Consider the following 16834-nt stretch of genomic DNA (forward strand, 5'->3'; position numbering starts at 1 on the left):
GGGCGAAGACATCAATGCGCCACCCCGGCGGCGACGGATTCGTCGATAAAGCGGCCCTCGCGAAAGCGGTTCAGCCCGAACGGCGCGGCCAGCGGGCCGGGCTGGCCCTTTGCCACAAGCTCGGCCATGGCCCAGCCGCTGCCGGGGATGGCCTTGAACCCCCCGGTGCCCCAGCCGCAATTGACGAAGATATTGTCCACCGGCGTGCGCGACAGGATGGGAGAGCGGTCGCCGGTCATATCGACAATGCCGCCCCATTGCCGCAGCATTTTCAGGCGCGACAGCATCGGGAAGGTTTCGATCAGGGCGCGGGTGGTTTCCTCGACATGGTGCCACGACCCGCGCTGGGTAAAGTTGTTGAAACTGTCGGTGCCGCCGCCGATCACCATTTCGCCCTTGTCGGATTGCGACAGATAGCCATGGACCGTGTTGGCCATCACCACCACATCCATGCAGGGTTTAACCGGTTCGCTGACCAGCGCCTGCAATGCCACCGATTCGATGGGCAGGCGGAACCCGGCCATATCGGCCAGCTGGCTGGAATGGCCCGCCACCACGATGGCCAGCTTGTCGCATTCGATGCGGCCCCGGCTGGTCTGAACCGCCTGCACGGCGCCGTTTTGGGTGCTGATGCCGGTGACTTCGCAATTCTGGATAATGTCCATGCCCATGCGCGAACAGGCGCGGGCATAGCCCCAGGCCACGGCGTCATGGCGCGCGGTGCCGCCACGCGGCTGGTAAAGCCCGCCCAGCACCGGATAGCGCGGCCCGTCGATATTGATGATCGGCACCAGTTGCTTCAGCTTGTCCGGCCCGATCCATTGGGTCGCGACACCTTGCAGGTAATTGGCGTGGACGGTGCGCTGATAGCCGCGCTTTTCATGTTCGGTCTGGGCCAGCATGATCAGGCCGCGCGGGCTGAACATGATGTTGTAATTCAGATCCTGCGACAGGTTTTCATACAGTTGCAGCGCCTTGTCGAAAATCGCGGCCGAGGCATCTTGCAGGTAATTCGACCGGATGATCGTGGTGTTGCGCCCGGTATTGCCGCCCCCCAGCCAGCCCTTTTCCAGCACCGCCACATTGGTGATGCCGTGATTGCGGCCAAGGTAATAGGCCGTCGCCAGCCCATGCCCGCCGGCCCCGATCACCACCACCTGATAGCGCGGATTCGGCTGTGGCGAGGCCCATGCCCGGTCCCAGCCGGTGTGAAAGCGCAGCGCCTCGCGGGCGATGGCCCATGCCGAATAGCGGCGCGGTTTCGCAGTTGCCGTCATGTGCCCCCCAGGCTGTTTGGTCGCGGCGCGGTGCGCGCGGGTCGTCTTTTGCCGCCACCAAACCGCGCGGGCCGTCCGATTTCAACCCCATGCGGGCGCTTTGATCAAATATCTGGCAGGCGATGCGACATCGGCGCGCTTGTGGTGCCGATGGGGTTTCACGCAGCCGCCCGAATGGGTATGACCCCGGAAACGGGAAACGCTCGAGGCTGTTCATGTTCTGGCTGTTCTGCGCGGCAATGGCCGTCATCGTGTCACTGGCGATCTTCTGGCCCGCCCTGCGCCGCCGTCCCGCGGACGAACGCGCCGAAGACCCCGCGCAGTGGGATCTGCGCGTCTATCGCGACCAGTTGGCCGGGATCGAGCGCGACCTTGCCCGTGGTGTCCTGCCCGAGGCCGAGGCCGCGCGCCTGCGCGCCGAGATTGGCCGCAAGGTGATCGAGGCCAACCGCGCGCTGGCCGCACGGACCGGCAGCCCCACCGCGGCGCGCGGGCTGACGCCGTTCTGGGCGCTGGGGGTGATGGGGGCGCTGTTGATCGGGGCGTTTGTGTTTTACGACCGCATCGGCGCGCCTGACCTGCCCGACCTGCCGCGCGCCGAACGTCTGGCCAGCGCCCAGCGCGCCTATGACGCCCGCCCCGCGCAAAGCCAGGCCGAAGCCAAGGCCGGACCCGGCCCCAGGGTCGAGGCCGATGCGAAATATGTCGAACTGGTCGACCAGTTGCGCGCTGCGGTGCAAAAGCGCCCCGATGACGTGCAGGGCCTGACCCTGCTGGCCGATCACGAGGCCAATCTGGGCCATTTCAAGGCCGCTTATGCCGCGCAGCAACAGCTGATCGCGGCGCGCGGTGCGCAGGCCAGCGGCGATGATTACGCCCGGCTGGCCGCCCTGATGACCGAGGCCGCCGGTGGTCAGGTCACCCCCGAGGCCGAGGCCGCGCTGCGTCAGGCGCTGGCGCTGGACCCGCAAAACGGCCCGGCCCGGTATATGGCCGGCTTGCTTGAGGCCCAGATCGGCCGTCCCGACCGCACCTTCCCGATCTGGCGCGACCTGCTGGAACGCGGGCCTGCGGGCGCGCCCTGGGTCATGGCGATCCGGCCCGTGATTACCGAACTGGCATGGCTGGCGGGTGAGCCGGGCTATCAGCCGCCTGCCGGGCCTGCCGCGACCGGTGCGATGCCGGCGCTGGACGATGACCAGCTGGCCGCCGCGCAGGATATGTCCGACGATGACCGCAACGCGATGGCGCGCGACATGGTCCGGCGGCTTGAGGCGCGGCTGGCCACGCAAGGCGGCACGCCGGTGGAATGGGCGCGGCTGATCGCCTCGCTGGGGGTGATCGGGGAAACCGCCCATGCCGCCGATATTCTGGCCGAGGCCCGCAGCCGCTTTGCCGACCAGCCCGAGGCACTGGCGATGCTGGATGAAGCCGCCGCCAAGGCCGGTCTGGCGGGTGATGCCGCGACCGCACCTGCCGCCAATGGCGATGACGACGACGCCAACGGCAACGCCGCACCCACCCCACCTGCGCCATCCCCGTCTGGCACCCCCGCGCCTGCGGCGGCGCTGCCCGGTCCCGATGCCGACGCCATGCAAGCCGCGGCGCAGATGTCGGACAGCGACCGTCAGGCGATGATCGAAACCATGGTCGAAGGGCTGGAAACCCGGCTGCGCGACAAGGGCGGCAGCGTCGCGGAATGGGCGCGGCTGGTGGGTTCGCTGCATGTGCTGGGTCAGGACGACCGCGCCCGCGCCGCGCTGCGCGATGCCCGCGCGGCATTTGACGGCGACGCCTCGGCGCTGGCCGCCCTGTCGGCAGCCGCAACCGATGCGGGGCTGGAATGATCTGCCCCGAGATCACCGATTTCGCCCCCCTGCTGCCGCCCGTTGGGGCGCTGGCCGGGCTGGACCTTGGCACCAAGACCATCGGCGTGGCGGTCAGCGACGGGCTGCGGCAGGTGGCCACGCCCCTGCACACCATCAGGCGGGTCAAGTTCACGCAGGATGCGCAGGCCCTGCTGGCCATCGCGCAGGATCGCGGGCTGGTCGGGCTGGTGCTGGGGCTGCCGCGCAATATGGATGGCTCGGAAGGGCCGCGCGCGCAATCCACCCGCGCCTTTGCCCGCAATCTGGAACGGCTGACCGACCTGCCGATCACCTTCTGGGACGAGCGCCTGTCCACCGTCGCCGCCGAACGCGCCCTGCTTGAGGCCGATACATCGCGCCGCCGACGGGCCGAGGTGATCGACCATGTCGCGGCGGGCTATATCCTGCAAGGCGCGCTGGACCGGCTGCGGTATCTGGCATGACCGGCCAGCCCGCCCCCGCAGCTGTCGATACGCCCTGCATCGGCATCTGCGATATCGACGGGGCCAGCGGCCTGTGCATCGGCTGTCTGCGCAATATCGACGAAATCATCGCATGGGGCGGACTGACCCCCGACCAGCGCCGCGCCATCATAGCCGACCTGCCGGGGCGCAAGCCAACGCTCGGGCCAGCCGCACAATCATAGCTGGATCAGTTCAGGAAGGGTCCTTGATGTAACGATTGCAAACACCGCCCTCAGGGTCGGCGGTCAGAAATGCGTGGTAAACATCTTCAGGAACGCCAGAACAGTCGCAGCGCCCGGTTTGCCTGAACCAGATCAAAAGCGTTCCATTCCCCCACGCAATGCGACCTGTTGCTGACGGGCTTACGAAGGGCATGACATTTCCATAAATGGACAACCCTTTGAAAGCAGTGTCGGCAAGTCATTATAAATAAAGAACATCTGCAAAGGCGCGGGCTGTGCCGCGCCTTTGATTGGCCTTGTGCTGATCAACCGTCCAGCCGGACCGACCACAGGAAGGTTTCGCCGCTGCTGTCGTCGACGCCGTCATTATCGGTGACAATCCACGCGGTGCCGTCCGGGGTGATGGCCAGACCCTCGACCTTGTCGACGACATAGCCGCCAAAGGCCTTCAGGTCGGGGATCAGGTCGCGCACGACCTGTTTGCTGACGACAGGCAGGTCGCCCCCCAAAGACGCGGGTTTCAGGTCGGCCAGCGCCACGCGGGTGATCTGTTTCAGCGCCGCCTTGTCACCGATCTGGTTGTCGCGCTCGATAAGGTAAAGGTGGTCACCATGCACGGCCAGCTCCGACAGCCCGACCCAGCCCGCGCCGGATTCGATGGGGTAATGCATGGCCGTCCAGTCCCCGGTCTGCGGGTCCAGCTGCAACAGCTTGACCATCCCCTTGGGGTCGTCGCCCCATTCGCGCTGAACCGCCAGCCACAGCTTGCCATCGACCATGGCGATGCCTTCAAAGCCAAAGCGCTTTTCCTGCGCCGCCAGCGCCGGGGGCAGGCCGATTTCGCGGATGATCGCGCCGGTTGCATCGACATGCAGCACCGCATGTGGCACGGCTTTTTCGCTGTTGCCCTCGCTGGCCAGCCAGAAACCGCCCTGCCCGTCCGGGGTGATCCCTTCAAGGTCCAGCTTTTCCGCAGGCTTGCCATCGCGCGTCACCGGGATCGCGCCGGAAATGACCGGCCCTTCAGCGCCCGCCGTGTCGATCAGGAAAATCGACGGGGCGGCGGCATAAAAGCTGTCGCTGACGGCGAATAGCTGGTCGGGGCTGTCGGGGTTCACCGCCAGCCCGGACAGCGCGCCCCAGCCAAGCGGCGCCTCGGCCACCGATGTCAGCGTCGGATAGGCGGGATGGTCAGCGATCTGATACAGCATCACATGCGACCGCGCGCCGCCATCGGCGCCAAGGTCGGTTTCATTGGCGGTCACGAACAGGTCGCGGCCCGGAATGGCCGCCATCCCCTCGGGGCCGATGCCGGATGGCAGCGCCTGCACCAGCCGGGGCGCGGCGGGGTCGCTGACGTCAAAGCTGAACACGATGCTGCCCCGTTCCGAGGCCACAAAGATCATCGGCACATCGCCATAACGCGCGGCGATCACGGCCTCGGGTTCGCCCCCCTTCTTGCCGGACCGCTTGTCGGGGTAATGGCCCAGTTCGATCAGCTTGTGTTCCAGCAGGTTGCCGCTGTCGTAAACCACGCGGCCATCGCGCGACCAGATGGTAAAGCCGCGGCTGCCGCCCTTCCAGTCGCCCTCGTTCGCGGTGACGAAATGGTCGTTGTCGATCCAGGCCACCGCATCGGGTTCGCGCGGCACGCCGGTCAGATGGCCGGTCGGGTCGATCTTGCCATCCTTTTCGGTATCGACCGCGTCAAGGTCGACATGCCCGGCGCTGAAATGGCTGGCGATGCGGCCATCCGCGCCGATCACCACGATGTGGTTGTTTTCCTGAAGCGTCACCACCAGATCGCCGGCCTGATTATAGGCCAGATATTCCGGTTCCGGGTCGCCGGGGGCCACCTGTGCCAGCCCGGTCAGGTCGATCCGGGTCAGCCCGGCGCAATCGGCCTTGCCGTCGCGCACCGGGATGGTGACGACAAAACCGGCAGGGGCCTGTGGCAGGGCACCGTCATTCAGGTCTTCGTCACGCTCGTTCTCGATCGCGATGGCGATCTGGCTGCCATCGGCATTGCGGGCCACCGAATCGGGCTGGCCGCCCAGATCGCAGCTTTCGCCAGGGCGGCGGCTGGCGATGTCGACCGCGCGCAGCGCCCCGGACGGCGCGGCAAAACTGGCCGAGTTATTGACCCCCACAAAGGCCGTGCCGCCGATCACCACGGTTGTTGTCGGCTCGCCCGCCATGTCGATATTGCCCAGCGGTCCGGGCGATTTGGGGTCGGTGATGTCGATCATCCCGATCGCCCCCAGCGGGCTGTCGGAATAGATCAGCGTCTTGCCGTCATCGGTCACGGCAATAATTTCAGCGCTGGTCTCATGGCTGCGGTCGGCACCATCGGCCATATTGTCAGCGGTGGCAAAGCTGGCGATCCGGTCAAACAGCGGCGCGGCCTGTGCGGGCAAAGCCGCGGCCAGCGCAAGGGCCGAACACAGCGTCAGGCGAAAGGACATGGAAAACCCCTTGGTTCAATGTGATCCAAGGCGTATCGCCGCGCCCGGTAACAGCGATGTGACCGGGCGGTGACGGTTTTGCGACACCGCCCCCGCTTGCCCGCCCCCCTTTGCCCCCCTTTGGCCGCCGCTATTGCCCCGACAGCGCCGCGCGCAGGCTTTTCCGGGTCTCGGGCGGTTGCGCGGCCAGTGCGGCCAGCAGCGCCCGCATATCGGCGCGCGCGGCGTTCAGCTGGTCCAGCAGCGACATCACCAGCGCCAGCGCCTCGTCATCCAGCCGGTAATCCTGTTCCAGATCACACAGCAGGCGCAGCCGGGCCAGATCGACCTCCCGATAAAGATCTCCCTGATCCGAACCGACCGGCACCACCACCCGCGCCCGGACAAAGCCGGTCAGCCGGGGGGCGGTCAGATCGTCAATTACCGCGATGGTTTCCTGTTCGGTGTAAAGCCGGGTCATATCTTCATCCCCTTGCGCGGATCATAAGCGTGGGTCTGGCGCCATGTCTGCATGAAAGCGGCCAGATCATCGTCGATGGTGTCGGGCAGCACGATCCTCAGCTCGACCTGCTGGTCGCCGCGCCCCGATTTGCCCTGCACCCCGCGTCCCCGCAGGCGCAGCTTCTGACCCGATGACGCCCCTTTGGGCACCGTCAGGTTCACCGGGCCGTCAATCGTGGGCGTGGCGACCTTGGCGCCCAGAACGGCCTCGTCCAGGGTGATGGGCAGGGTCACCAGAATATCGTCCCCCTCGCGCCTGAAACTGGGGTGATCGGTGACGGCAAGCGTCAGATAGGCATCGCCCGCCGGGGCCTTGCCCATGCCCGGCCCGCCCTTGCCGCGCAGGCGGATGGTCTGGCCATCCTGTGCGCCGACGGGAATCTTTACCTCAAGCTCGCCACCCTCGGGCAGGGTGATGCGGGTGCTGCCGCCCTTGACCGCGGTCATGAAATCGACCGTCAGGTGAAAGCGGTGGTCCTGCCCGCGCATGTCAAACCCGCCCCCGAACCCGTCCGCACTGCCGCCACGGCGACCGGCGCGGGCGCCGAACAGGTCGTCGAACACGCCTGACAGATCCTCGTATCCGGCGCCGCCATACTGGCCGCCGCGCTGTTGCCAGCCCCCGGCATAGGGGTTGTCGTCATGGCCCGCGAAATCGCGGTAATAGCGCTGTTGCGGGCGTTCCTGACCGCTGGCGTCGATCTCGCCCGCGTCAAAGCGGCGGCGCTGTTCGGGGTCTTTTAGCAGGTCATAAGCGACCGAGGCCGCCTTGAACCGGTCCGTCGCCGCCGGGTCGGGGTTCAGGTCGGGGTGGTCGGCCTTGGCGATCTTGCGATAGGCTTTCTTGATCTCGGCATCCGAGGCGGTCTTGCTGACACCAAGCGCCGCATAGGGGTCGTCGGCCATCGCATCATCCTTTCTGCAATCCGGTCATGAAACGACATAAGCCCGCGCCGGGTTTCCGCAAGCCCGCGACAAAGCCGCAGCCCCCGAGACAGACCTGCCCCCGATACAGACCTGCCCACCCGCATCACAGGGTCTGGACATGCGGCCCCGGCGCCCCGACACTGGACCCGTCGACACATCAGGGGGCAGGCCATGAAGCTGGTGCGATACGGGGCGGCAGGGGCGGAAAAGCCGGGAATGCTGGATAACCGGGGGCGGGTGCGCGACCTGTCGGGCCATGTGGCCGATATCGCGGGCGCGGTGCTGACCCCGCCGGGGCTGGCGGCGCTGGCGGCGCTGGACCCGGACACGCTGCCGCTGGTGGCGGGCCAGCCACAGCGCGACCTGCGGCTGGGGCCTTGCGTGGGGGCGGTGGGCAAATTCATCGCCATCGGCCTGAACTATGCCGATCACGCCGCCGAAAGCGGCATGGCGGTGCCCGACGAACCGGTGGTGTTTTCGAAATGGACCAGCTGCATCAGCGGGCCGGATGACGACGTGATCCTGCCGCGCGGATCTACCGCCACCGATTGGGAGGTCGAGCTTGGCGTGATCATCGGTCAGGGCGGCACCGATATCGCGCTGGCCGATGCGCTGGACCATGTCGCGGGCTATTGCGTGGTCAATGACATCTCGGAACGCGACTGGCAGACCCGGCACGGCCCGACATGGGACAAGGGCAAGGGCTTTGACAGCTTTGGTCCCATCGGCCCGTGGCTGGTGACACGGGACGAGGTCGCGGACCCGCAGGCGCTGAGGCTGACACTGTCGGTCGACGGCATTACCCGCCAGTCGGGCAGCACCGCGACCATGGTGTTCACGGTGGCGGAACTGGTGGCCTATTGCGCGCGCTTCACGCGGCTGATGCCGGGTGACATCATCACCACCGGCACCCCGCCCGGCGTGGGCATGGGCCAGACCCCGCCGACCTATCTGCGCGGCGGCGAGGTGATGGCTCTGGGCATTGACGGTCTGGGCCAGCAAACCCAGCGCGTCATCCGCCAGCCCGGCGACCGGGCCTGATCACGCGGGGCGGCCCCACGGGGCCAGCAGCACGGGGGCCAGCGGCGGGGGCCGGGCGCGAGCAGGCCGTGTCAGGCCGGGATGCCCCGCGCGCGGCTGTGGCAAATGCGGATGCGACACGCATGACGGAACCGCAGCTGACCGGGGCCTGAAGGCGGGGTCAGACGCCCCCCGCCGCACTGCCCCTGCCCGCGCTGCCGCCGGGCCACAGCCGCGCCAGCCGCAGCGCGACATGGACCAGCAGGATCAGCACCGGCACCTCGACCAGCGGGCCGATCACAGCGGCAAACGCCACCGGCGAGGCCAGACCGAAAGCCGCGATGGCCACCGCAATGGCCAGTTCGAAATTATTCCCCGCGGCGGTGAATGAAATCGCCGTGCTGCGCGGGTAATCCGCGCCGACATACCGCGCCATGGCAAAGCTGACGCCGAACTGGATCAGGAAATACAGCACCAAAGGCAGCGCGATGCGCAGCGCGTCCAGCGGCAGGGCCAGCACCTCGGCCCCTTTCAGGCTGAACATCGCAACGATGGTGAACAGCAGCGCCGCCAGCGTCAGCGGCCCGATGCGCGGCAGGAACACCCGCTGATACCAGTCCGCGCCACGGCGGGCGATCAGGATGCGGCGGGTCAGGAACCCGGCCACGAAGGGCAGCCCCAGATAGGTCAGCACCGCCTTAGCAATGGGCGCAAAGCCAATATCGACCACCTGCCCCTCAAGCCCGAAAAGCGGCGGCAGCACGGTCAGGAAAACCCACGCATAGACCGGAAAGAACAGGATCTGGAAAATCGAATTGAACGCCACCAGCGCCGCGACATATTCGGCATCGCCCCGCGCCAGCCGGTTCCAGACCAGCACCATCGCGATACAGCGCGCCAGCCCGATCAGGATCAGCCCGGTCATGTATTCGGGCCGGTCGCGCAGAAAGATCACCGCAAGCGCAAACATCAGCAGCGGCCCGATCAGCCAGTTCTGCACCAGCGACAGTGCCAGCACCCGGCGGTCCTGAAAGATGCGGGGCAGTTCCTCGTAGCGGACGGCGGCCAGCGGCGGATACATCATCACGATCAGGCCAATGGCGATGGGCAGGTTGGTGCCGCCCACCGACAGCGATTCCAGCGCCGGTGGCAGGCCGGGAAACAGCGCCCCCAGCCCAACCCCAAGCCCCATGGCGGCAAAGATCCAGACCGTCAGCCAGCGGTCCAGAAAGGACAGCCTGACCTGTGGGTCCGTTGCCGCCTGCGGGGCAGTCGCGGGCTGCGGGCCGGTTGCGGGCTGCGGGGCTGGCGATGCGTGCAAACCGGTCATGTCGCGTCCTTTCCTGCGCCAGCCCAGGCGCCTGCCCCAGAACCCGGCATCGCGGTGTCTGTCGCCGCATTGGCCACGGCAGCACCCGCCACATCCGTCACCGGGCGGCCATCGGCACCGGTGACGGGCTGGCCGTCCTCTTTCACGAAGGCGCCGCGCTGGGGCGGCAGCAGGTCCAGCACGGTTTGAGACGGACGGCACAGCCGCACCCCTTTGGGGCTGACCACGATGGGCCGGTTGATCAGGATCGGGTGCGCCACCATCGCGTCGATCAGCGCGTCGTCACACAGGCCCGCATCCCCCAGCCCCAGCGCGTCAAAAGGCGTCCCCTTGCGCCGCAACAGCGCGCGCGGGGCGATCCCCATACGCCCGATCAGCGCCACCAGCATCGCCCGCGTCGGCGGGCAAAGCTGATAGTCGATGACATGCGGTTCCACCCCGGCATTGCGGATCAGCCCCAGCACATTGCGCGAGGTGCCGCAGTCGGGGTTATGGTAAATGACGATATCCATGCAGTTTCCTTTCGGCTGCGCGCCCGCCCTCAGCTTGCGTCACCACAGCCCGCCCCGGTCAGCGGGGCACAGATTTCGGGATGGCCCTGACAGCAGTCGCGCATCAGAAAGCCGATCAGGTCCGACAGCACCGGATAGACGGCGCGATAAATGATCTGCCGCCCGTCCCGGCGCCGGGCCACCAGCCCCGCCCGTTCCAGATGCGACAGGTGAAACGACACGCCCGAGGCTCGGCCACCGACCGCCGCGCCAATCGCCCCCGCGGCCATGCCCTGCGGCCCGGCGGCAACAAGACAGCGCAGAATGCGCAGGCGCGTGTCCTGCGACAGGGCGGCAAAGGCGGCAAGGGCCTGGGTCTGATCCATCATTTCAACCTTTCAACAAATATTGAAATATTATCGTGCCGCGCGATTCGCAACCGCTTTTCGTCCCTGCCTGCGGCTGTCCGCGCGCGCCCCAGCAGCGATGGCTTGACTTTGCGCTGCCCCGCCCGGATGCTGCATCTGCAAACAGGCCCGCCCCGTAAAACAGGCCCGCCCCGATGGGCGCATGACCGCCTGTGACCGGGCGCAAGCCGGGTCAAACCAACGCGGGGTGACGGCCTGACTGTCATCGCGCTGCCACAAACATATGTTGGGGACATGGCACCGCCCCGCTTTTTCCGCCGGCGCAGCAACAAGGATCGCAGGATGGATCACGGCAGTTCCCCGACCCTCGCCCCCACGGCCCGGATGCAGGCCACACCCCCGACCGCCCCGCGCCCCGGACGCACGCTGTTTCTGTCCGACCTGCATCTGGGCATGATCGGCTGCAAGGCTGGCCCGCTGCTGGAATTCCTGCGCCAGCACGAGGCCGCGACCATTTATCTGGTGGGCGATATCATCGACACATGGCGGCCCTTGGGCAATAACTGGCCCGCCAGCCACCACGCCGTTCTGCGCGAACTGACCCGGCAGGCACAGGCCGGGCGTCAGGTGATCTATGTCCCCGGCAATCATGACGGCTTTTTCCGCCACCATTGCGGCACCAGCCTGCTGGGCTTTCAGATCCTGCCCGAGGCCACCCACCTGACCGCCGATGGCCGCCGCCTGCTGGTGACGCATGGCGATTGCTGCGACATCTTCTCGGGGCGGCTGGCCATGCTGTCGCGCGCCGGCAGTCTGGCCGAAACCGGCATCCGCCGGCTGGGACGCGGAATCGACCGGCTGCGCCACCAGTTGGGCCATGACGGCTGGGACGGGCTTGAGGCCACGCTGGCGCGCATCAACCGGCTGATCCGGTCACGCGACCGGTTCGAGGCCCGGCTGTCGCAAATGGCCGCTCAGCGCGGTTTTGACGGCATTGTCTGCGGCCATTTCCACAAGCCCGCGCTGCATTGCGACCACGGCCCGCTTTACGCCAATTGCGGCGACTGGGTCGACCACGCCACCGCCCTGACCGAGGATCACGACGGCAATCTGCGCCTGATCCGCTGGAACGGCGCTGGCCAGCCGACCCACCGGGCACAGCCCGCTCCGGGGGCCGCGCCGGGGTCTGCCACCGCGCCGGACCTGCATGTGCGACCGGCCTGACGGGGGGCGCGTATGTCGCTGCTGATCGGGTTTGCCGCCGCGCTGCTGGCGCTGCATCTGCTGACCATCGCGCTGGTGTTGTGGCGGCTGTCACGCCCCGGCCCCACCCTGCCCCCCGCACAGGCAGGCGCCGAACAAGCTGATCAGGCGCTGACAGAGGGCGCGCCGACTGAGGGCGCGGGGGCTGGTGGCGCACGGGATTATGCCGCGGGGGCGGGGGACGCGCGGGCTGACGGGGCTGTGGCGGGCGCGGCCCATGCGGTGGGCAACCAGACGCAGGGTGACAGGCCAGCGGATGCCCCGCCCCAGCCTGGCCGGGCACCAGCGACGCCCCAGCAGATGCCACCCGCATCGCCCCACCCCATCGCGGGTCCATCCGCCACCACACCCGCCGCCCTCACACCTGCCAATGCCATACCGGCCGGGGCCGCACCCGCGACTGCCCCGCCCGCCCGGACCGCTGCGCCGTATCCGGTGCCAGCCCGTCCCCACGCGGGTCCTGACGCCGCGTCTGGAACAACTGACCCCGCCCCCCAGACCCCGCCCGGCGTCACCCTGCTGCGGCCGGTTTGCGGCTTGGAATATGGGCTGGCGCAGACGCTGGAATCGGGGTTCAGGCAGGATATTCCGGGGCTGACGCTGATCCATTGCATCGACGATCCGGGCGATCCGGCGCTGCCGCTGCTGCGCCGGCTGATGGCGCGCTATCCGCAGGTCAGGGCGCAATTGCTGATCGGGCGCGGCCATATCAGCGGCAATCCCAAGCTGAACAATCTGGTCAAGGGATGGGCCGCCGCGCCAGCGGGCTGGGTGGTAATGGCCGACAGCAACCTGTTGCTGCCGCCCGATTACCTGCGGCAGGTGCTGGCCCATCGCGGGCCGGGGGTGGGGATGGTGTCCTCGCCCGCGTTTGGCACCGATGCGCAGGGCCTGTGGGCGCGGGTCGAGGCGGGCTTTCTGAACAGCTATCAGGCGCGCTGGCAACTGGCGGCAGACAGCCTTGGCCTTGGCTTTGCGCAGGGCAAGACGCTGGCTTTCGCGCGTGACTGGCTAAACGCGCGCGGCGGTCTGGCCGCGCTGGCCCCCGAAATGGCCGAGGATGTCGCCGCCACCAAAACCGTCCGGGCCGCCGGGCTGCGGGTGGCGGTGACGCGGCGGCCCTTTGCCCAGCCGCTGGGGCGGCGCGCGGCGGGCGCGGTCTGGCAGCGGCAGGCACGGTGGGCGCGCCTGCGCCGCGACGGGTTCGCGGGGCTTTACCTGCTGGAACCGCTGACCGGGCCGGTGCTGCCGGGGCTGGCACTGGCCGTCGCCGCGCCGGGGCTGCTGCCGGGGTTTGCGCTGGCCTGGTATGGTGCGGAATGGCTGCTGGCGCAGCGCGCGGGCTGGCCCGGCGGGGCGGGCGATGTGCTGGCCTGGGGGCTGCGCGATGCGCTGTTGCTGCCGCTGTGGCTGACCGGCTGGCGGGGCGGGGCGCCGGTCTGGCGCGGCAATGCGGTCGGTCAGGGCGCGGCACAGGGCGATACGCCGCAGACACACGCGGCACAGACAGACGCGGCACGGACCGACACGGAGCAGACGGTCGCGCCACAGAACGACCCCGAACAGGCCGCCGGCCGGGGCACCCGCCTGACCCGGCACCACCCCCGGGTTCAGGCCAGGAAAGCCCCCGACGGGAAGGGCAGCGCATGATCGACCTGTCCACGCTGACCCAGATCATCCAGTCGCACGGGCTGGTGCTGCTGTTCCCCGTGGCGGTGCTGGAAGGCCCGATCTTGACCGTTATCGCCGCATGGCTGGCGCGTCAGGGGCTGATGAATATCGCCGCCGTCTATGGCGTTTGCGTGCTGGCCGATCTGGTGGGGGATGGGCTGTTTTACGCGCTGGGGCGCCACGGCCTGCCACCGGCATGGCAGCGCCGTTTCGGCCTGACCCCGGCGCGGCGGCGGGTGCTGAAGGCCCGGTTCCGCGACCACGGCCCGCGCATCGTGGTGATCGGCAAGCTGACCCATACGGCGGGGCTGGCGGTGCTGCTGGGGGCGGGGGCGTCGCGGATGCCGTTTGGGCGCTTCCTGCTGTGGAACCTGCTGGCCAGCCTGCCCAAGACGCTGGTATTCCTGCTGATCGGATATGTTTTCGGCGGCGCGGCCAGCCGGGTCGAGGGCTGGATCGCCAAGGCCTCGCTGGTGGGGCTGGCGCTGGCGCTGTCGGGGCTGCTGATCTGGGCCATCCGGCGCCGGATCGCCGCAAGGGGGGAAACATGACCACCATCAGCTGCATCATCCCGGCCTATAACGAAGGCCCGCGCATTGCCGCCGTGGCCCGCATCGCCGCCCGCCACCCGCAACTGGCCGAGGTGATCGTGGTCGATGACGGGTCCAGCGATGATACCGCCGCCATTGCCGGGGCCATTGACGGGCTGCGGCTGCTGCGCCAGCCCCGCAATGGCGGCAAGACCGCCGCGCTGGCCCGTGGTCTGGCCGAGGCGCGCGGCCAGCATGTGCTGTTGCTGGATGCCGACCTGACCGGGCTGGACCAGCGCCACCTCAGCGCGCTGATCGCCCCGGTGGCGCAGGGCCGCGCGCAGGCCGCGATCAGCCTGCGCGGCAATGCGCCGGGGCTGTGGCGGCGCATCGGGCTGGACTATATCTCGGGCGAGCGGGTGCTGCCGCGGGCGCTGTTGCTGCCGCATCTGGACCGCCTGCCCGACCTGCCCGCCTTTGGCTTCGAGGTCTTCGTCAACGCCCTGCTGATCGAGGCCCGCAGCCCGCTGGCCGTGGTCCGCTGGCCCGAGGTCGCAAGCCCGCTGAAACATCGCAAATACGGGCTGTGGCGCGGGTTGCGCGCCGATGCCGGAATGCTGGCCGACATGCTGCGCACCCAGGGCCCGGCGACGCTGTTGCAACAGATCGTCACCATGCGCCGGATGCGGGTCTGACCCATGCGCGCAGCGGGCGACCGGCACCGGATGCCGTGCCGGGAACCGGTCAGCCGCAGCGCCATGCCGCAGCGCCATTTCGCGGCGCGGCCGCCCTGCCCGCTGTGCCGGGTCGTGAATGGTGGCGGGCAGCCAGTGTTCCAAACCCGCGACGCGGCGGGGGAACAGGGCGCGGCCCTGCGTCGCGGGATCGGACCCGATGCTGGCGGCCCCGATGCCGACGGTCAGGTGCTGGCGGTCAGGCCCGCACCGCGCCTTGCCGGGGCCAAGGGCGTGTCAGCCAGCGCCGCGCGCCATCGCCCGCGCCCCGTCCCCGCCCTGCGCCAGGTCGTGAACGGTGGCGCGCAGCCAGTGCTGAAACCCCGCGACGCGGCGGGGGAACAGGGCGCGGTCCTGCGTTGCGGGGTCGGCCTCGATGCTGGCGGTCAGGCCCGCGCCGCGCGCATCGGCGGTAAAGGACAGGTTGAACCCGTCGCCCGGCCCCGCCGCCAGCACCTGACGCCGCACCGTCAGCCCGGCAAAGCGCGGCGGGTCAAACGGCATCACATTGACCAGCGGGGTGAAATGGAACCGCTGCCCCGCCCCCAGCCCGCAATCGCGGGCCAGATCCTCGATCCGATAGCGGCCATGCCGGCGCTGGCGGCGCAGCACCTTCCCCAGCCGCGCCAGCAGCGCGGGCAGCGGCTGTGCCTGCCGGGGGTCGACGATCAGCGGCATGATATTGACCACCATCGCCGGGATATTGGCGCTGAGGCTGCCCATCCGGCTCATGTAGGGCAGCCAGACCGGGACCGGACCGGCATCGCTGCGCCCCGGATCGTGGCAGGCCAGCCAGACCGCCGATAACAGCGTCAGCGCATCGGCCCAATGCGTGTCCAGCCGCGCCGCTGCTGCGTTCAGCGCGGACTCGACCTCTGGTCCGGCGCGGAAGCCCGCGCAAAGCGGCGGCGTGCCGTAATCCTCGGCGCCCTTGCGCAGCACCGGCAGGCGGTCGCGAAACGGCGCCAGCGCGTCGGCCCAGAAGGCCCGGTCGCGGGCGCAATCGGGGCTGGCGGCATAGGCGGTTTCCTCATGCAGGAAATCGGCCAGCCGGCCAAAAGCGGCCCCGCCCCCGCCCTGCCCCAGCGCCTGCGCGTAAAGCCGCGCCACCCGCCTTTCGATCAGCGCCATGCCGAACCCGTCCAGAATGATGTGATGGCCCCGGCAATACCACAGCCAGCGCCGCGCCCCCACCCGCAGCAACATCTGCGCCGACAGCGGCTGGTGGCGCAGGTCCAGCGGCGCGTTCAGATCGGCCCGCATCAGCGCCCGCGCGGTGGCGTCAGGGTCGGCATCGTGGCGCAGGTCGATCTGCGTCAGCCTGGGACGGCAGGCGGGGTCGACGCGCTGGACCACCCGGCCATCGGCGGTTTCGCAAAAGCGCAGCGCCAGCGTGTCGGCCTCGGCCACGGTGCGGGTGATCGCGGTGGCCAGCGCGGCGCTGTCCAGCGGCCCCTCAAGCTCAAGGCAATGCGCCACGGTCGAAACCGGCTGATCGGGGTGAAACCGAAATTCCTCCCAGAAATCCATCTGCCCGGCGGTCAGCGGCATCCAGCCCGTGGTCTCTGCCCCGGTTGGGCCGGCATCCTCGGGGTGGGCGATGGCGGCGGCACTGTCCGTGCGGGCATCGCTGGTGGGTCGGTCAGGCGCGGCGCTGTCGGGGGATGATGCGGGCGGAAGGGGGGAAAGATCGGTCATCGCGGCCTCGGCGGGGATAATTTCCGATAGAAATAATCAATTATC

General features: G+C 68.7%; 16 protein-coding genes and 1 pseudogene. 8 read left to right on the forward strand and 9 right to left on the reverse strand.

Going from position 1 to position 16834, the window contains the following annotated elements; translation table 11 throughout:
• Positions 1-11: 11 nt before the first annotated feature.
• Positions 12-1277 (reverse strand): sarcosine oxidase subunit beta family protein, encoded by a 1266-nt coding sequence (locus tag ACFXP9_RS11535; protein WP_397208690.1) that lies wholly within the window; start codon positions 1275-1277, stop codon positions 12-14.
• Positions 1278-1492: 215 nt separating this feature from the next.
• Here ACFXP9_RS11535 and ccmI point away from each other — a divergent pair, with 215 nt between their 5' ends.
• From ccmI to ACFXP9_RS11550, 3 genes are read left to right on the forward strand one after another with little or no spacing between them, the layout of a single operon-like run.
• The gene (gene ccmI / locus ACFXP9_RS11540; RefSeq protein ID WP_397208689.1) at positions 1493-3124 is read left to right on the forward strand and encodes a c-type cytochrome biogenesis protein CcmI; all 1632 of its coding nucleotides are present in this window, start codon (positions 1493-1495) and stop codon (positions 3122-3124) included.
• Complete coding sequence (gene ruvX, locus ACFXP9_RS11545; protein ID WP_397208688.1) at positions 3121-3588, forward strand: Holliday junction resolvase RuvX; 468 nt, start codon at positions 3121-3123, stop codon at positions 3586-3588. The genes ccmI and ruvX overlap by 4 nt, the downstream gene beginning before the upstream one ends.
• Positions 3585-3791, forward strand: a complete 207-nt coding sequence (locus ACFXP9_RS11550; protein WP_397208687.1) for a DUF1289 domain-containing protein — start codon at positions 3585-3587, stop codon at positions 3789-3791. The genes ruvX and ACFXP9_RS11550 overlap by 4 nt, the downstream gene beginning before the upstream one ends.
• A gap of 10 nt (positions 3792-3801) precedes the next feature.
• Here ACFXP9_RS11550 and ACFXP9_RS11555 read toward each other — a convergent pair whose 3' ends face one another.
• The 4 genes from ACFXP9_RS11555 to ACFXP9_RS11570 all read right to left on the reverse strand — a co-directional run bounded on the left by ACFXP9_RS11555 (position 3802) and on the right by ACFXP9_RS11570 (position 7663).
• The gene (locus ACFXP9_RS11555) at positions 3802-3984 is read right to left on the reverse strand and encodes a KTSC domain-containing protein (RefSeq protein ID WP_397208686.1); all 183 of its coding nucleotides are present in this window, start codon (positions 3982-3984) and stop codon (positions 3802-3804) included.
• 112 nt (positions 3985-4096) lie between these two features.
• Positions 4097-6256 (reverse strand): esterase-like activity of phytase family protein, encoded by a 2160-nt coding sequence (locus ACFXP9_RS11560; RefSeq protein ID WP_397208685.1) that lies wholly within the window; start codon positions 6254-6256, stop codon positions 4097-4099.
• Between the two features lie 130 nt (positions 6257-6386).
• Entirely contained in the window at positions 6387-6716 is a 330-nt protein-coding gene (locus ACFXP9_RS11565) for a hypothetical protein (protein ID WP_397208683.1), read from the reverse strand.
• Positions 6713-7663 (reverse strand): DnaJ C-terminal domain-containing protein, encoded by a 951-nt coding sequence (locus tag ACFXP9_RS11570; RefSeq protein WP_397208682.1) that lies wholly within the window; start codon positions 7661-7663, stop codon positions 6713-6715. Before ACFXP9_RS11570 ends, ACFXP9_RS11565 begins: the two co-directional genes overlap by 4 nt.
• A gap of 192 nt (positions 7664-7855) precedes the next feature.
• Here ACFXP9_RS11570 and ACFXP9_RS11575 point away from each other — a divergent pair, with 192 nt between their 5' ends.
• Positions 7856-8725, forward strand: a complete 870-nt coding sequence (locus ACFXP9_RS11575; protein ID WP_397208681.1) for a fumarylacetoacetate hydrolase family protein — start codon at positions 7856-7858, stop codon at positions 8723-8725.
• A gap of 160 nt (positions 8726-8885) precedes the next feature.
• On the opposite strand, the gene arsB is transcribed toward ACFXP9_RS11575, so the two are convergent.
• From arsB to ACFXP9_RS11590, 3 genes and pseudogenes are all read right to left on the reverse strand, one after another.
• Entirely contained in the window at positions 8886-10034 is a 1149-nt protein-coding gene (gene arsB / locus ACFXP9_RS11580) for an ACR3 family arsenite efflux transporter (protein ID WP_397208680.1), read from the reverse strand.
• 98 nt (positions 10035-10132) lie between these two features.
• Positions 10133-10546 (reverse strand): annotated as a pseudogene (gene arsC / locus ACFXP9_RS11585) (arsenate reductase (glutaredoxin)); the annotation flags it as partial.
• A 29-nt stretch (positions 10547-10575) separates the two neighbouring features.
• The gene (locus ACFXP9_RS11590) at positions 10576-10911 is read right to left on the reverse strand and encodes an ArsR/SmtB family transcription factor (protein ID WP_397208679.1); all 336 of its coding nucleotides are present in this window, start codon (positions 10909-10911) and stop codon (positions 10576-10578) included.
• Between the two features lie 324 nt (positions 10912-11235).
• On the opposite strand from ACFXP9_RS11590, the gene ACFXP9_RS11595 reads away from it, so the two are divergent.
• From ACFXP9_RS11595 to ACFXP9_RS11610, 4 genes are read left to right on the forward strand one after another with little or no spacing between them, the layout of a single operon-like run.
• Entirely contained in the window at positions 11236-12117 is an 882-nt protein-coding gene (locus ACFXP9_RS11595) for a UDP-2,3-diacylglucosamine diphosphatase (protein ID WP_397208678.1), read from the forward strand.
• A gap of 12 nt (positions 12118-12129) precedes the next feature.
• On the forward strand, positions 12130-13806 hold the full coding sequence (locus tag ACFXP9_RS11600; RefSeq protein WP_397208677.1) for a ceramide glucosyltransferase: 1677 nt from the start codon (positions 12130-12132) through the stop codon (positions 13804-13806).
• Positions 13803-14378 carry a DedA family protein gene (locus tag ACFXP9_RS11605; RefSeq protein WP_397208676.1) on the forward strand — a complete coding sequence of 192 codons (576 nt, stop codon included), beginning with the start codon at positions 13803-13805 and terminating at the stop codon, positions 14376-14378. The genes ACFXP9_RS11600 and ACFXP9_RS11605 overlap by 4 nt, the downstream gene beginning before the upstream one ends.
• On the forward strand, positions 14375-15052 hold the full coding sequence (locus ACFXP9_RS11610) for a glycosyltransferase family 2 protein (RefSeq protein ID WP_397208675.1): 678 nt from the start codon (positions 14375-14377) through the stop codon (positions 15050-15052). The genes ACFXP9_RS11605 and ACFXP9_RS11610 overlap by 4 nt, the downstream gene beginning before the upstream one ends.
• Before the next feature lie 276 nt (positions 15053-15328).
• Here ACFXP9_RS11610 and ACFXP9_RS11615 read toward each other — a convergent pair whose 3' ends face one another.
• Positions 15329-16789: a condensation domain-containing protein gene (locus tag ACFXP9_RS11615; RefSeq protein ID WP_397208674.1), complete on the reverse strand. Its 1461-nt coding sequence runs from the start codon at positions 16787-16789 to the stop codon at positions 15329-15331.
• Positions 16790-16834 lie beyond the last annotated feature (45 nt).

The organism is Paracoccus jiaweipingae, from assembly GCF_044335505.1.
In the GTDB taxonomy this organism is placed as follows: Bacteria; Pseudomonadota; Alphaproteobacteria; order Rhodobacterales; family Rhodobacteraceae; genus Paracoccus.

Coding starts and splice junctions, on each gene's coding strand:
- ACFXP9_RS11535 (WP_397208690.1), bottom strand. CDS start 1,277: ATGACGGCAACTGCGAAACCGCGCCGCTATTCGGCATGGGCCATCGCC.
- ccmI (WP_397208689.1), top strand. CDS start 1,493: ATGTTCTGGCTGTTCTGCGCGGCAATGGCCGTCATCGTGTCACTGGCG.
- ruvX (WP_397208688.1), top strand. CDS start 3,121: ATGATCTGCCCCGAGATCACCGATTTCGCCCCCCTGCTGCCGCCCGTT.
- ACFXP9_RS11550 (WP_397208687.1), top strand. CDS start 3,585: ATGACCGGCCAGCCCGCCCCCGCAGCTGTCGATACGCCCTGCATCGGC.
- ACFXP9_RS11555 (WP_397208686.1), bottom strand. CDS start 3,984: ATGCCCTTCGTAAGCCCGTCAGCAACAGGTCGCATTGCGTGGGGGAAT.
- ACFXP9_RS11560 (WP_397208685.1), bottom strand. CDS start 6,256: ATGTCCTTTCGCCTGACGCTGTGTTCGGCCCTTGCGCTGGCCGCGGCT.
- ACFXP9_RS11565 (WP_397208683.1), bottom strand. CDS start 6,716: ATGACCCGGCTTTACACCGAACAGGAAACCATCGCGGTAATTGACGAT.
- ACFXP9_RS11570 (WP_397208682.1), bottom strand. CDS start 7,663: ATGGCCGACGACCCCTATGCGGCGCTTGGTGTCAGCAAGACCGCCTCG.
- ACFXP9_RS11575 (WP_397208681.1), top strand. CDS start 7,856: ATGAAGCTGGTGCGATACGGGGCGGCAGGGGCGGAAAAGCCGGGAATG.
- arsB (WP_397208680.1), bottom strand. CDS start 10,034: ATGACCGGTTTGCACGCATCGCCAGCCCCGCAGCCCGCAACCGGCCCG.
- ACFXP9_RS11590 (WP_397208679.1), bottom strand. CDS start 10,911: ATGGATCAGACCCAGGCCCTTGCCGCCTTTGCCGCCCTGTCGCAGGAC.
- ACFXP9_RS11595 (WP_397208678.1), top strand. CDS start 11,236: ATGGATCACGGCAGTTCCCCGACCCTCGCCCCCACGGCCCGGATGCAG.
- ACFXP9_RS11600 (WP_397208677.1), top strand. CDS start 12,130: ATGTCGCTGCTGATCGGGTTTGCCGCCGCGCTGCTGGCGCTGCATCTG.
- ACFXP9_RS11605 (WP_397208676.1), top strand. CDS start 13,803: ATGATCGACCTGTCCACGCTGACCCAGATCATCCAGTCGCACGGGCTG.
- ACFXP9_RS11610 (WP_397208675.1), top strand. CDS start 14,375: ATGACCACCATCAGCTGCATCATCCCGGCCTATAACGAAGGCCCGCGC.
- ACFXP9_RS11615 (WP_397208674.1), bottom strand. CDS start 16,789: ATGACCGATCTTTCCCCCCTTCCGCCCGCATCATCCCCCGACAGCGCC.